Here is a 13,510-nt window from a genome sequence, read left to right as displayed (position 1 = left end):
CGCTTTGCGGCCTCCTCAGGGTGACGGTGATGGGATGGTGTCCGTCGCGCCTTACCGTCCCATCGCCAGCGCGATCAGGCCGAGCGTGCCGACGATCACGCGCCACCAGGCGAAGAAGGTGAAGCCGCGGCGGGTGACGAAGTTGAGGAAGGCCCGCACCACGATCATCGCCGTGATGAACGACACCACGAAGCCGACCGCGATGACGCTGAGATTGTCGGAGGTGAAGTCGGCGCGGTTCTTGTAGAAATCATAGGCGAACGCGCCGACCATGGTCGGGATCGCGAGGAAGAACGAGAACTCCGCCGCCGAGCGCTTGTCGGCGCCGAGCAGCATCGCCGCCACGATGCTGGCCCCCGAGCGCGACACGCCGGGAATCATCGCCAGGCACTGCGCGACGCCGATCCAGAAATACATCAGCAGCGGGAAGCGGGTCGCATCGTCCTCGTACACTTTGAGATCGAGCTGATCGACCCACAGCAGCACGGCGCCGCCGACGATCAGCGTGAAGCAGACCACCCAAGGATTGAACAGGAACTCCTTGATGTATTTGCCGGCGATCAGGCCGATCACGACCGCGGGCAGGAACGCCACCAGCACGCCGATCACGAAGCGGCGGTCGTCGGGATTGGTGAACATGCCGAGCGCCACGCGCCACAATTTGACGAAATAGAGCGCGAGGATCGCGAGGATCGCGCCGAGCTGGATCAGGATCGCGAAGCTCTTCCAGAAATTGCCTTCGCCCAGATTGAAGAAGCGCTCCGCAAGCAGCAGGTGGCCTGTCGAGGAGACCGGCAGGAACTCCGTGACGCCCTCGATGATGCCGAGAATCACCGCCCGCAGCATATCCGTCATCATGTTGTGGCCTGCCCTGTGTGGAAAACGGGATTCTTCTCGCTTATTCGCACATTGGCCGCAATCGCAAAAAATCGTCAAACAATGGGTTACCCGGCCGATTTGCTGAGCTATAGCGTTTTTGTGACCCGCACCATCTGCGGGGGTGGCTACCGGTTTGCGTGCTGACGCGACATAGAGACGACCGGAACTGGTCTGGCCAAAGCACAGGTCCAGGCCGCACAGGTTGATGATTTCTTAAGTGCCGCGAAACTACCAAGGGCTTCATGTACACGCTGTATCACCATCCGTTCTGTCCGCATTCGCGCTTCATTCGCCTCGTGCTCGGCGAGTATGGGCTCGATTTGCGTCTTGTGGAGGAACGGGTGTGGGAACGGCGCGAGGCGTTCCTGGCGCTCAATCCGGCAGCCACCACGCCGGTGCTGATCGCCGAGAGCTTTCCGCCGATTCCGGGTGCGCCTGTGATCGCCGAATATGTCGACGAGGCGCACGGCCTCGATGCCGGCGACCGGCGGCTGTTGCCGACGTCGACGGCCGAGCGCGTCGAGGTGCGCCGGCTGATGGCGTGGTTCAACGAGAAATTCTTCGAGGAAGCCTCCAACCCGCTGGTGACCGAGCGGATCTACAAGCGCTTCATGAGCGAGGACAATGGCGGCGGCCCGCCGGCGCCCGACATCATGCGCGCCGCCAAGGTCAATGTGCGCTATCATCTGAGCTATATCGGCTGGCTGGCGAAGACGCGGAACTATCTCGCCGGTGACCGCCTGACCTACGCGGATCTCGCCGCCGCGGCGCATCTCTCGGCGATCGACTATCTGGGCGACGTGCCATGGAGCGAGGACGACGCGGCAAAGTCGTGGTACGCGCGGGTGAAGTCCCGCCCGTCGTTCCGCCCGCTGCTCAGCGAATGGCTGGCGGGGGTGCCGGCGTCGCGCACCTATGTGGACCTCGACTTCTGAACCCGGCGGTCAGGCTCTCCCCTTCCGATCTCAAGGCAGCGCTTCAGCGCGAGGCGCATGCGCTCGGCTTCGATGCCATCGGCTTCACCGCGCCTGATGCGACCAGCGAGGCCGGAAAATATTTCCTCGAATTCCTCGGCTCCGGCGGCCATGGCGACATGGACTGGCTCGCGGCCAATCCGGAGCGGCGCGCCGACCCGCGCGTGCTGTGGGGCGGCGTGCGCTCGATCATCATGCTCGGCGTCAATTACGGGCCCGACGACAACCCGCTCGACATCCTCGCGCGACGGTCGCATGGCGCGATCTCGGTCTATGCGCAGGGCGACGACTATCACGACGTGATCAAGAAGCGGCTGAAGGTCCTGGCGCGCTGGCTCGCCACGATCACCGGCGATGAGGTGAAGGTGTTCGTCGACACCGCCGCAGTGATGGAGAAGCCGCTCGCCCAGGCCGCCGGCATCGGCTGGCAGGGCAAGCACACCAACCTCGTGTCGCGCGAATTCGGCTCGTGGCTGTTTCTCGGCGCGATCTATTCCGCCACCGAGCTGCCGCGCGATGATGCCGAGGCCGATCATTGCGGCAGCTGCCGCGCCTGCCAGGACATCTGTCCGACCGCGGCGTTTCCCGCGCCCTACAAGCTCGATGCGCGGCGCTGCATCTCGTATCTGACGATCGAGAACAAGGGTCCGATCCCGCACGAATTCCGCAAGAATATCGGCAACCGCATCTATGGCTGCGACGATTGCCTCGCGGTGTGTCCGTGGAACAAGTTCGCGCAAGCGGGGCGCGAGCAGAAGCTTGCCGCGCGCGATGCGTTGCGGGCGCCCGCGCTCGCCGATCTCGCACGGCTCGATGATGCCGCATTCCGCGCGCTGTTCACAAAGTCGCCGGTCAAGCGCATCGGCCGCGACCGCTTCATCCGCAATGTGCTGATCGCGATCGGCAACTCCGGTGACGCAAGCCTTGTCGGCGAAGCGCGGCGTTTGCTCGACGACGCGAGCCCGCTGGTACGCGGCGCCGCGGTGTGGGCGCTGTCGCAGCTGATCACGCGCGATGCGTTCGCGGCGCTGGCGTCGCGCGCCGGCGGCGAGCCTGACGTCACCGTGCAGCAGGAGTGGCGCGCGGCCACCGCCTCTTGATTTCATCGCGCCATTCCCGTCATGGTCGTACGCCATGACAAACCAGCCCTTCTTCACCAGGCACGGCGACGGCTTCATGCCGACATCCGTTGCGAACGGACCGTGGAGTCCGGAATCCCTGCACGGCCGCGTCGTGATCGGCCTGCTCGCCTTCGTCATCGAGGAGCGCCACGGCTCCGACGAGTTCGTCCCGGCGCGGCTGACAATCGACATGTTCCGGCTGCCCAACATCACGACGCCGATCGAGGTGACGACAAGGCTCGTGCGCGACGGCATGCGCATCAAGATGATCGAGGCCGAGTTTGTCTCCGGTGGCACCAGCATGGCGCGCGCCTCCTGCCAATTGTTGCGCAGGACGGAAAATGCGCCCGGCAATGTGTGGTCGCCGCCGAACTGGCAGGTGCCGGCGCCATCGGACATTCCGAAGCCGACCGATCCGAGGCTCGGCATGAACGGCAAATGGGAGACGCGGCCGATCGTCGGCCATATGGGCTCGCTCGGCGAGCGCCGGCTCTGGATGAGCGAGGTGCGCGAGCTCGTCGCGGGCGTGAAGATGACGCCGTTCGTCCATGTCGCGACCGGCGCGGATTTCGCCAGCCCCTTCGCCAATGCCGGCGACCAGGGGCTCGGCTACATCAACAGCGACGTCACGATCTATCTGCATCGCTTGCCGGTGACCAACTGGATCGGCTTCGAGGTCGTCAACCATCACGCCACCGACGGCATCGCGATCGGCGAATGCTGGCTCTATGACGAGAAGGGTCCGATCGGCACCTCCACGGTGGCGGCGCTCGCCCAGCGCAAGCCGATGACCAATCCGCCACCGCCATGATTGTCATTCCCCGGTGCGCAATTGCGCACCTGAGGGCGATGCGCAGCATCGAACCCGGAATCCATCGGGCCGTAAAGACCAACGGAGAAATGGATTCCGGGTTCGCGCTTCGCGCGCCCCGGAATGACGACGGGGGGATTGAGGCTTAGACTAAGCCAGATGCCGCTGCATCTCCGGCCGCGCTTTCAGCTCCGCGCCCTGCTTGCCGACGATCTTGGCGATCCGCTCCGGCGCGAAGTTCAAATCGACGAAGGCCGGCGCGGTGTTGGCGACCTCGTGGTACTCCGTGATCTTGCCGTCGCGCAGCCGCATGATCGCGACGCCCTCGAACATCGCACGCGCGCCCTTGGCTTCCGGCAAGGTCGAGCGGTAGCTGAACGTGTAGCGCGCGTAGAGCGTCGTGCCATCGCTCACGGGATCATGCATCACCCAGCGGAAATCGGTCGCGGTCCGGTAGAACCAGTCGTCGATCATCTCGGCGATTTTGCCGTGGCCCTTGAAGGCACCGTAAAACACGTCGTGATAGACGCCGTCCTCGGTGAAGAGATTTGCAAAGGCCTTGCCGTTGCGCTGTTCGACCGCGTCGCAGAACGCGCGCAGCATTGTCGTGGTGTCCATTGGTATTCTCTCCCGGCTCCTCGCTTCTTCTTCCCTCTCCCCTTGTGGGAGAGGGTGGATCGAATGAGCGAGAGCTCATTCGAGACGGGTGAGGGGTCTGTGTCCGCGGAGAGAACCCCTCATCCGGCGCGGACATCGTCCGCGCCACCTTCTCCCACAAGGGGAGAAGGAAAAAAGCTTAGCCGATCTCCGCCACCGCGGCGATGATGCGGGCGATGTCCTGCGGACGCGACAAGCGATGGTCGCCGTCCTGGATCATGGTGAGCACGACGTCCTCGGCCGGCAGGCGGTGCACCAGCGCGAAGGCGTGCTTCCACGGCACGTCGGGATCCTGCGCGCCCTGCAGGATGCGCACCGGGCAGCCGACGTCGATCTTGCTTCCGAGCAGCAAATGATTGCGGCCCTCTTCGATCAGGTTGCGGGTGATCGGATAGGGCGTGCCGTCGCCATATTCGGACGGACGCAGCCACATACCCTTGGCCTCGATCTCGGCGCGGACCTCCGGCGAGAAGGCCTTCCACATCAGTTCCTCGGTGAAGTCGGGCGCCGGCGCGATCAGCACGAGGCCGGCGAGCTGTGCTTTCGCGTTCCCGCGCCGCATGATCTCGCGCGCAAGCAGCAGCGCCATCCAGCCGCCCATCGAGGACCCGATCACGACCTGCGGCCCACTGCAGAACTGCGAGAACACGGCCACGCTCTCCTCGAGCCAGCGGCCGATGGTGCCGTCGGCGAAATCGCCGCCGGATTCGCCGTGGCCGGAATAGTCGAACCTGACGCAGCCGCGGCCGTGCTCGGCCGCCCACGCATCGAGCGCGAGCGCCTTGGTGCCGGCCATGTCGGACTTGAAGCCGCCGAGCCAGAACAGCCCGGGATTGCTGCCGGCACGGGCCCGCACCGCGATCCGGCGCGCCTCGCTGCCCTCGCCGACCTCGATGAAGGCAGGTTCCTGTTCCGATGCGGCGGTTTGGCTCATGGTTCGGTCACTCGCGTGTCAGACATCTGCTTTTCAATTGTCGCGCGGCACCGGTCAACGGCTGCGACCCCTGCCTTGCGGAGCAGACGCGCCCGCTATATGTGCCGGGCGTGGCCAAAATGCCTCGCAATTGGCGGTTTTGCCGCTTAAAGAAGCGAGTTCGCTTGCCCGTTGCAGCATCTTGCTTCAAAATATCCGCCTTCCCTTTCACAACTTTGGAGAGTTACCCATTCGCCGTCCCAATAGAGCCCCGCCCACAGTCGCCAAAGAAGGGCCGCGCACCAATGACGAGATTCGCAACGCACAGATCCAGCTGATCGATGCGGAGGGTGTCAATCAGGGCACCGTCGAAACCATGGTGGCCATCAAGATGGCCATGGATGCCGGCATGGATCTCGTCGAGATTTCGCCGAATACCAGCCCTCCCGTCTGCAAGATCATGGACTACGGGAAGTACAAGTATTCCGCGCAGAAGAAGGCTGCCGAAGCTCGCAAGAAGCAGAAGGTCGTCGAGATCAAGGAGATCAAGCTCCGCCCGATGATCGACGATCACGACTATGACGTGAAGATGCGCGCGATGCAGCGCTTCTTCGAGGAAGGCGACAAGGTCAAGATCACCTTGCGCTACCGTGGTCGTGAGATGGCGCACCAGGAGATCGGCACCAAGCTGCTGGACAAGGTGAAGGCCGACGTCGCCGAATTCGCCAAGGTCGAGCAGGACGCGAAGTTCGAGGGCCGCCAGGTCGTGATGGTTCTGGCGCCACGCTAGTTCGAATTTGTCGCTTTGTTGAAATGAAATGGCCCGTCAGGCGATCTGGCGGGCTGTTTCGTTTCCGTAGCCCGGATGGAGCGCAGCACATCCGGGGGGCCGGTGCGTCCGCGGCGCGACCTGCCCCGGATTGCGCCGCGCTCCATCCGGGCTACCCGGTTCCGGCCCCGATTCCCCGCCTGAAACGTTGCAAAACCGCCGATCCTCTGTCATAAGCCGGGCCTTCGCCGCCCGGCTGATCAAGGGCTGCCGTGGCGACGGTTCGTGCAGGTTCTTTCAATTCGGAAAAAACCTTAGCACTTTCAACGCTCTAACGAGCATTTTAGCCGGCCGGACGCCTCTCGGGGCGATTTTCGTGCTGTGCGACAGGAGAGCCAAATGCCCAAGTTGAAGACCAAGTCGGGCGCTAAAAAGCGCTTCAAGGTGACCGCCACTGGCAAAGTCATGCACGCCCAGCGCGGCAAGCGCCACGGCATGATCAAGCGGACGAAGAAGCAGATTCGTCAGCTCCGCGGCACCCGCGTGCTGTTCAAGACCGACGGCGACAACGTCAAGAAGTACTTCTTGCCGAACGCCTGATCGCACCGATCGCTTGAACCCTCGCCGCGACTGCGCGGCGCCCCGTCACCTCTTCCAGATCAAGGATTTCCGTCATGTCTCGCGTCAAACGCGGTGTGACCGCTCACGCCAAGCACAAGAAAGTCTACAAGGCCGCCAAGGGCTATTACGGCCGCCGCAAGAACACCATCCGCGTCGCCAAGCAGGCCGTCGAAAAGGCCGGCCAGTACGCCTTCCGCGACCGCAAGCGCAAGAAGCGCACCTTCCGCGCGCTCTGGATCCAGCGCATCAACGCCGCGGTCCGTCCGTTCGGCATGACCTACAGCGTGTTTATCAACGGCCTCTCCAAGTCGGGCGTCGTCGTCGACCGCAAGGTGCTGTCGGATCTCGCGATCCACGAGCCGGTTGCGTTCCAGGCGATCGCCGAGAAGGCCAAGGCCGCGCTGGCCGCCTGATCCTAGCGGGCGGCCCTAACGCGATTTGGGGCCCGCCTTCAGCGCCTTCTGCGAATAGCGCTGGGCGACGATCGCCCGGCAGAACGCCGTGAACGAGCGGTACATGGTGCCGCTTTCGTGGTCGTATTTGTGGTCGCAGCGCTTGAGCTGGCCGGCATAGGCCTTCTTCTGCGACGCTCCGAGGCCGGACAGGAAGTCCCCCTCGCACCTCTTCTCGACCACGGCGCCGAACTGGACGTCTCCGCTGGCGCCGTATTCGCACGCCTCGAAGATCTTCATCGCGCGGTTGCAGCTCGGCGCCTTCTGAAGCTCCGCGATGATGTCGTCCATCTGGGTCGATTTGGCGGGACATTCCTCGGTCGCGGCATGCGCCGTGGTGAGCATCAACAGCACCGCCGGCACGGCCAGGCAAGATCGCAGCAACATCGCGTGGGCCTCCTTGAACTCCCCTTGGGTAGCCCGGCCTCCGCGCGGGGTTCAATGCTGCCGGCCATCGGCCCGAAATGACCGGCTTTTTGCTTGACGTTACCGCCTTCGGGCGGCGACAACCCAGCCGAATTTTGGCGCATGGTACCGGTTCGGGCAGCGGTTCTTCCCACCGGATCATGCTCCGCTCAAGCGCAGGAATTGACCGTGTCCGACCTCGCAACGCTCGAACAATCCATCCTCGACCAGATCGCCTCAGCCGCTGACGAGGCCGCCCTCGAGGCGGTCCGCGTCTCGGCGCTCGGCAAGAAGGGCTCGATCTCGGCCTTGCTCGCCACCCTCGGCAAGATGTCGCCGGACGAGCGCAAGACCGAAGGCGCCAAGATCAACCTCGCCAAGGATGCGGTGACGCAGGCGCTCGCGGCCAGGCGCGACGTGCTGAAAGCGGCCGCGCTCGATGCGCGCCTCGCCGCCGAGACCATCGACGTCACGCTGCCGCTGCGCGAGGCGCCGGCGGAGACCGGCCGCATCCATCCGCTGAGCCAGGTCTGGGACGAGCTCACCACGATCTTCGCCGACATGGGCTTTGCGGTCGCCGAAGGTCCCGACATCGAAACCGACGACTACAACTTCACCAAGCTGAACTTCCCCGAAGGCCATCCGGCGCGCGAGATGCACGACACCTTCTTCTTCAACCCGAAGGAGGACGGCTCGCGCATGCTGCTGCGGACCCACACCTCGCCGGTGCAGGTGCGCACCATGCTGACCCAGCAGCCGCCGATCCGCGTGATCTGCCCGGGCCGCACCTATCGCATCGATTCCGACGCGACGCACACGCCGCAATTCCATCAGGTCGAGGGCCTCGTGATCGACAAGGGTTCGCATCTCGGCCACCTCAAATGGATCCTGCACGAGTTCTGCAAGGCGTTCTTCGAGGTCGACCACATCAACATGCGGTTCCGGCCGTCGTTCTTCCCGTTCACCGAGCCGTCGCTCGAGGTCGACATCCAGTGCCGCCGCGACAAGGGCGAGATCCGCTTCGGCGAGGGCGAGGACTGGCTGGAGATTCTCGGCTGCGGCATGGTGCACCCCAACGTGCTGCGCGCCTGCGGCCTCGATCCCGACGTCTACCAGGGTTTTGCCTGGGGCATGGGCATCGACCGCATCGCGATGCTGAAATACGGCATCGCCGACCTGCGCCAATTGTTCGACAGCGACGTGCGCTGGCTCAGCCACTACGGCTTCAAGCCGCTCGACATCCCGTCGATCGCGGGAGGGCTGAGTACGTGAGTCAGGTTCTCCTTGACCTACGTCGCGCTCTCTCCGACAGCGCAACGTCCTTCCGAGCAAGTGGCTTACGCCTCTCCCCAATCCTCCCCCGCAAAGGGGGAGGGAGCCCTGCCGCCGTCGCAAGCACGCTAGTCAACACCAACAAGAACCGAGGCATGCAGCCGTGAAGTTCACCCTCTCCTGGCTGAAGGAACATCTCGAGACCGACGAGCCGCTCGACAAGCTCGCTGACAAGCTCACCATGATCGGGCTCGAGGTCGAGAACATCGAGGACAAGGCGAAGGCGCTGGCGCCGTTCACCATCGCGCGTGTGATCTCGGCCGAGCAGCATCCGAATGCCGACCGGCTGCGTGTCTGCATGGTCGACACCGGCGACGGCGGCGCGCCGGTGCAGGTGGTCTGCGGCGCGCCGAATGCGCGTGCCGGGCTGATCAGCGTGTTCTCGCCGCCCGGCACCTACATCCCCGGCAAGAACATCACCCTCGGCGTCGGCACTATCAGAGGCGTCGAGAGCCGCGGCATGCTGTGCTCGGCGGCGGAATTGCAGATCTCCGAGGATCACGACGGCATCATGGAGCTGCCGGCGGACGCGCCGCTCGGCAAGGGCTATGCCGACTGGGCCGGGCTCGGCGATCCCACCATCGAGATCAATTTGACGCCGAACCGGCAGGACTGCACCGGCGTGCACGGCATCGCGCGCGATCTGTCCGCCGCCGACATGGGCAAGTTCAAAGACCCCGGCATCAGGCCGATCAAGGGCGAATTCCCCTGCCCGGTCGAGGTGAAGGTGGAAGACGCCACGCTGTGTCCGGGCTTCGCGCTGCGGCTGGTGCGCGGCGTGAAGAACGGCCCGTCGCCGGAATGGCTGCAGAAGCGGCTGACCTCGATCGGGCTGCGCCCGATCAACGCGCTGGTCGACATCACCAACTTCATGACCTACGACCGCGCCCGCCCGCTGCACGTGTTCGACGCCAGGAAGGTGCAGGGCAACCTCACCGTCCGCCGCGCCAAGGACGGCGAGACGCTGCTCGCGCTCGACGGCCGCACCTATACGCTCGACAGCAACATCTGCGTGATCGCCGACGAGCACGGCGTCGAATCGCTCGCCGGCATCATGGGCGGCGAAGCCTCGGGCTGCGACGACAACACCACCGACGTGCTGATCGAATCGGCGCTCTGGAACGAGATCAACATCGCGCAGACCGGCCGCAAGCTCGGCATCAATTCGGACGCGCGCTATCGCTTCGAGCGCGGCGTCGATCCGGCCTTCATGGTGCCCGGGCTCGAGCTCGCGACCAAACTGGTGCTGGCGCTGTGCGGCGGCACGCCGTCCGAGAACGTCGTGGTCGGCAAGCAGTTCGGCGAGGATCGCGTCATCGACTTCCCGCTCAGTGAAGTGAAGCGCCTCGCCGGCATCGAGGTGCCGCTGGTCGAGGTGAAGCTGATCCTCACCCGGCTCGGCTTCATGCTGGCCGGCAACGGCCCCGTGGTGAAGATCGCGATCCCGTCCTGGCGCACCGACGTGCACGGCAAGGCCGACATCGTCGAGGAGATCGTGCGCATCGTCGGCGTCGACAAGGTGCCGATGACGCCGTTCGAGCGCGGCGAGGAGCCGCGCAAGCCGGTGCTGACGCCGATGCAGCTGCGCACCCGCCGTGCCAAGCGCGCGCTCGGCGTGCGCGGCATGGTGGAAGCCGTGACCTGGTCGTTCATCACCAATGACGCGGCAAAACTGTTCGGCGGCGGCCAGAGCGAGCTCGTGCTCGCCAACCCGATCGCGGCCGATCTCTCCGACATGCGGCCGAGCCTGCTGCCGGGCCTCGTTGCGGCGGTTCAGGCCAACATCAACCGCGGCTATCCCGATGTGGCGCTGTTCGAGGTCGGCCAGGTGTTCCGCGGCGACCGCCCGGAGGACCAGCTCGTGGCCGCCTCCGGCGTGCGCCATGGCTTCGCCTCGGCGAAGGGGATCGGGCGGCACTGGACCGGCTCGGCTGTGGCGGATGCGATGGATGCCAAGGCCGACGCCTTCGCCGTGCTGGCGGCCGCCGGCGCGCCGATGCAGGCGCTGCAGATCGTCCCCGGCGGTCCGGCCTGGCTGCATCCGGGACGCTCCGGCACCATCCAGATCGGCCCGCAGAACGTGCTCGGCACTTTCGGCGAGCTGCATCCGCGTGCGGCCGAGGCGCTCGGCGCCGACGGCCCGATGATCGTGTTCGAGGTGATCCTCGAGCGCATCCCGCAAGGCAAGCAGCGGGCGACGCGCGCGAAGCCGGTGCTGGAGCTCTCGGCATTCCAGCCGGTGTCGCGCGACTTCGCCTTCATCGTCGATCGCAGCGTCAAGGCGGGCGACATCGTCCGCGCGGCGCAGAATGTCGACAAGAAGCTGATCACTGATGTGACCGTGTTCGACGTCTACGAAGGCAAGGGCATCGACCCCGACAAGAAGTCGATCGCGATCGCGGTGACGATCCAGCCGCGCGAGAAGACCATGACCGACCAGGAGATCGACGCGGTCGCCGCCAAGGTCGTCGCCGATGTGACCAAGAAGACCGGCGGCACGCTGCGCGGGTGATGTGAACCACAGGCGGTCTATTGCACCGTCACCCTGAGGAGGCCGCGTAGCGGCCGTCTCGAAGGGTCGACGGCCCCGCCTGTGGCCGTGCATCCTTCGAGGCTCGCTCTGCTCGCACCTCCAGCGACAAAGGCGAAGCCTTTGCGCGGGGATGACGGGTCTGAGTAGGGGCGCTTTGAGTTGCCAGCCAGCTAGTCGAATCTCGTTATCCTTTCATGACCTCCTTCAGCCTGATCCCCTCCGACATCTCGACCAGCATCGCGCTCGCGATCTGCGCGATCGCCTTCGTGTCGGGCACGGCGCGCGGCTTCTCGGGCTTCGGCTCGGCGCTGATCTTCATGCCGCTCGCGAGCAGCGTCGCGGCGCCGCGGCTGGTGGCGGCGCTGCTGCTCATCATCGACTTCATCGCCGCCACGCCGCTGCTGCCGAACGCGTGGACACATGCCGACCGCAAGGCGACCGCGGTCATGGTCGCCGGCGCGCTGGTCGGCGTTCCCATCGGCACCTATTTCCTGACCGTGCTCGAGCCTGTCACGACGCGCTGGATCATCTCCTGCTTCGTCGCGGCGCTGCTCGCACTGCTGCTGTCGGGCTGGCGCTATCACGGCAAGGAGCACGTCGCCCTCTCCGTCGGCGTCGGCGGCCTCTCCGGCTTCTGCAGCGGCCTCGCGCAAACCGGCGGCCCGCCGATCGTCGCCTACTGGCTGGGCCGCCCGATCTCGTCGGTGATCTCGCGCGCCAATATCGTGCTGTTCTTCGGCGCCTCGGACTTCTTCTCGCTGGTCAGCTACTGGTTCACCGGCTTGATCACGATCGAATCGGTCAAGTTCTCGCTGATCGTCGGCCCGATCTACGGCATCGGCGTCTGGTTCGGCGCCGCGCTGTTCGGCAAGGCGAGCGAAAAGGTGTTTCGCGCGATCTGCTACGCGCTGATCGCGGCTGCCGTCATCGTCGGCCTGCCGGCGCTTGATGGCATCCTGCGCGGCGGCTAGGGTCGCAGCATTCAAACGAGACCAGGGAGACACCGATGATCGATCGCCGCAACGCATTGAAACTGGCGCTCGGCAGCGCCGCCGTGCTCGCGGCACCGGGCGTGCGCGCGCAAACCGACAAGGCGCGGACCCGCATCGTGTTCCTCGGCACCAAGGGCGGGCCGCGCGTCGGCAACGGCGCTTCGAACCCCGCCAATCTCGTCGTCGTCAACGATACCCCGTTCGTGATCGATTGCGGCATGGGCGTCAGCCGCCAGCTCGTGCGCGCGGGCGTGCCGATCCCGCAGGTCAAGTACATCTTCATCAGCCATCATCATTCCGATCACAATCTGGAATACGGCAATCTGTTCTACAACGCCTGGGCGGCCGGCCTCTCGACGCCGATCCATTCGTTCGGCCCCAAGGGCATCGAGGCGATGACCAAAGAATATTGGGAGCTGAACAAGTTCGACGTCGAGACCCGGATCGAGGACGAAGGCCGGCCCGACCCGCGCAAGCTGCTGATCGCGAAAGACATCAGCGACGACGGCGTGGTGCTGAAGACATCGGATGTCACCGTGACCGCGTTCCGGACGCCGCACCCGCCGATCACGGATAACTTCGCCTACAAGTTCGAGACCCCGGACGGCACCATCGTGTTCTCCAGCGACACCGCCTACAACCCGAAGCTCGCCGAATTTGCCAAGGGCGTCGACGTGCTGGTGCACGAATGTCTCTACGTCCCCGCGGTCGATCGCCTGGTTGCCACGACCAAGAACGGCGCCACGCTGAAGAAGCATCTGCTCGACAGCCACACCTCGACCGAGGACGTCGGCCGCATCGCAGCCGCCGCCGGCGTGAAGACGCTGGTGCTGAGCCACTTCGTCCCCGGCGACGATCGGCAGGTCACCGACGATGACTGGACGAGGGACGTGAAGAAGAACTATTCCGGCCGCATCGTGGTGGCCAAGGATCTGATGGAGCTGAAGCTGCCGGTGTGAAAAGACAAATCATGTCGCGAGAATGCGGATTCATGACCACCTGCTGCGCAACATCCTCGGTGTCGTCCCTGCGAACTCAGGGAGCCATAACC

At 65.0% G+C, this 13,510-nt stretch carries 14 protein-coding genes; 10 read left to right on the top strand and 4 right to left on the bottom strand.

Going from position 1 to position 13,510, the window contains the following annotated elements:
- Positions 1–51: 51 nt before the first annotated feature.
- Complete coding sequence (locus tag J2R78_RS17135) at positions 52–858, bottom strand: undecaprenyl-diphosphate phosphatase (RefSeq protein WP_028341730.1); 807 nt, start codon at positions 856–858, stop codon at positions 52–54.
- A gap of 263 nt (positions 859–1,121) precedes the next feature.
- Here J2R78_RS17135 and J2R78_RS17130 point away from each other — a divergent pair, with 263 nt between their 5' ends.
- Genes J2R78_RS17130 through J2R78_RS17120 form a run of 3 tightly spaced genes read left to right on the top strand, consistent with a single transcriptional unit; the run spans position 1,122 to position 3,785 of the window.
- Positions 1,122–1,814 (top strand): glutathione S-transferase family protein, encoded by a 693-nt coding sequence (locus tag J2R78_RS17130; protein WP_092081119.1) that lies wholly within the window; start codon positions 1,122–1,124, stop codon positions 1,812–1,814.
- Positions 1,763–2,953: a tRNA epoxyqueuosine(34) reductase QueG gene (queG, locus tag J2R78_RS17125; RefSeq protein WP_253605777.1), complete on the top strand. Its 1,191-nt coding sequence runs from the start codon at positions 1,763–1,765 to the stop codon at positions 2,951–2,953. Before J2R78_RS17130 ends, queG begins: the two co-directional genes overlap by 52 nt.
- A 34-nt stretch (positions 2,954–2,987) precedes the next feature.
- Entirely contained in the window at positions 2,988–3,785 is a 798-nt protein-coding gene (locus tag J2R78_RS17120) for an acyl-CoA thioesterase domain-containing protein (protein WP_253605775.1), read from the top strand.
- A gap of 150 nt (positions 3,786–3,935) precedes the next feature.
- Here the strand turns inward: J2R78_RS17120 and J2R78_RS17115 are convergent, their stop codons facing one another.
- Positions 3,936–4,403, bottom strand: coding sequence for a nuclear transport factor 2 family protein (locus tag J2R78_RS17115; RefSeq protein ID WP_253605773.1), 468 nt, complete (start codon positions 4,401–4,403; stop codon positions 3,936–3,938).
- 178 nt (positions 4,404–4,581) lie between these two features.
- Positions 4,582–5,376: a carboxylesterase gene (locus tag J2R78_RS17110; RefSeq protein ID WP_253605772.1), complete on the bottom strand. Its 795-nt coding sequence runs from the start codon at positions 5,374–5,376 to the stop codon at positions 4,582–4,584.
- Positions 5,377–5,605: 229 nt separating this feature from the next.
- Between J2R78_RS17110 and infC the strand changes: the two genes are divergently transcribed.
- The 3 genes from infC to rplT all read left to right on the top strand — a co-directional run bounded on the left by infC (position 5,606) and on the right by rplT (position 7,158).
- Positions 5,606–6,145 carry a translation initiation factor IF-3 gene (gene infC, locus J2R78_RS17105; RefSeq protein ID WP_253609842.1) on the top strand — a complete coding sequence of 180 codons (540 nt, stop codon included), beginning with the start codon at positions 5,606–5,608 and terminating at the stop codon, positions 6,143–6,145.
- 378 nt (positions 6,146–6,523) lie between these two features.
- Positions 6,524–6,724, top strand: a complete 201-nt coding sequence (gene rpmI / locus J2R78_RS17100; protein ID WP_008539890.1) for a 50S ribosomal protein L35 — start codon at positions 6,524–6,526, stop codon at positions 6,722–6,724.
- A 74-nt stretch (positions 6,725–6,798) separates the two neighbouring features.
- Positions 6,799–7,158, top strand: a complete 360-nt coding sequence (gene rplT / locus J2R78_RS17095; RefSeq protein ID WP_018269297.1) for a 50S ribosomal protein L20 — start codon at positions 6,799–6,801, stop codon at positions 7,156–7,158.
- A gap of 15 nt (positions 7,159–7,173) precedes the next feature.
- Here the strand turns inward: rplT and J2R78_RS17090 are convergent, their stop codons facing one another.
- Complete coding sequence (locus J2R78_RS17090) at positions 7,174–7,584, bottom strand: hypothetical protein (protein WP_057020377.1); 411 nt, start codon at positions 7,582–7,584, stop codon at positions 7,174–7,176.
- A 207-nt stretch (positions 7,585–7,791) separates the two neighbouring features.
- Here J2R78_RS17090 and pheS point away from each other — a divergent pair, with 207 nt between their 5' ends.
- The 4 genes from pheS to J2R78_RS17070 all read left to right on the top strand — a co-directional run bounded on the left by pheS (position 7,792) and on the right by J2R78_RS17070 (position 13,418).
- Positions 7,792–8,874 (top strand): phenylalanine--tRNA ligase subunit alpha, encoded by a 1,083-nt coding sequence (gene pheS / locus J2R78_RS17085; RefSeq protein WP_253605770.1) that lies wholly within the window; start codon positions 7,792–7,794, stop codon positions 8,872–8,874.
- A 163-nt stretch (positions 8,875–9,037) separates the two neighbouring features.
- Positions 9,038–11,446 carry a phenylalanine--tRNA ligase subunit beta gene (pheT, locus tag J2R78_RS17080; protein WP_253605768.1) on the top strand — a complete coding sequence of 803 codons (2,409 nt, stop codon included), beginning with the start codon at positions 9,038–9,040 and terminating at the stop codon, positions 11,444–11,446.
- Positions 11,447–11,661: 215 nt separating this feature from the next.
- Positions 11,662–12,438, top strand: a complete 777-nt coding sequence (locus tag J2R78_RS17075; protein WP_028341738.1) for a sulfite exporter TauE/SafE family protein — start codon at positions 11,662–11,664, stop codon at positions 12,436–12,438.
- A gap of 35 nt (positions 12,439–12,473) precedes the next feature.
- Positions 12,474–13,418, top strand: coding sequence for an MBL fold metallo-hydrolase (locus J2R78_RS17070; protein WP_253605766.1), 945 nt, complete (start codon positions 12,474–12,476; stop codon positions 13,416–13,418).
- Positions 13,419–13,510: the final 92 nt, after the last annotated feature.

The sequence above is a fragment of the Bradyrhizobium sp. USDA 4538 genome (assembly GCF_024171045.1).
In the GTDB taxonomy this organism is placed as follows: Bacteria; Pseudomonadota; Alphaproteobacteria; order Rhizobiales; family Xanthobacteraceae; genus Bradyrhizobium; species Bradyrhizobium australafricanum.
The sequence above is the reverse complement of the archived record's forward strand: the minus strand, read 5'-3'. Positions and strand labels throughout refer to the sequence as shown.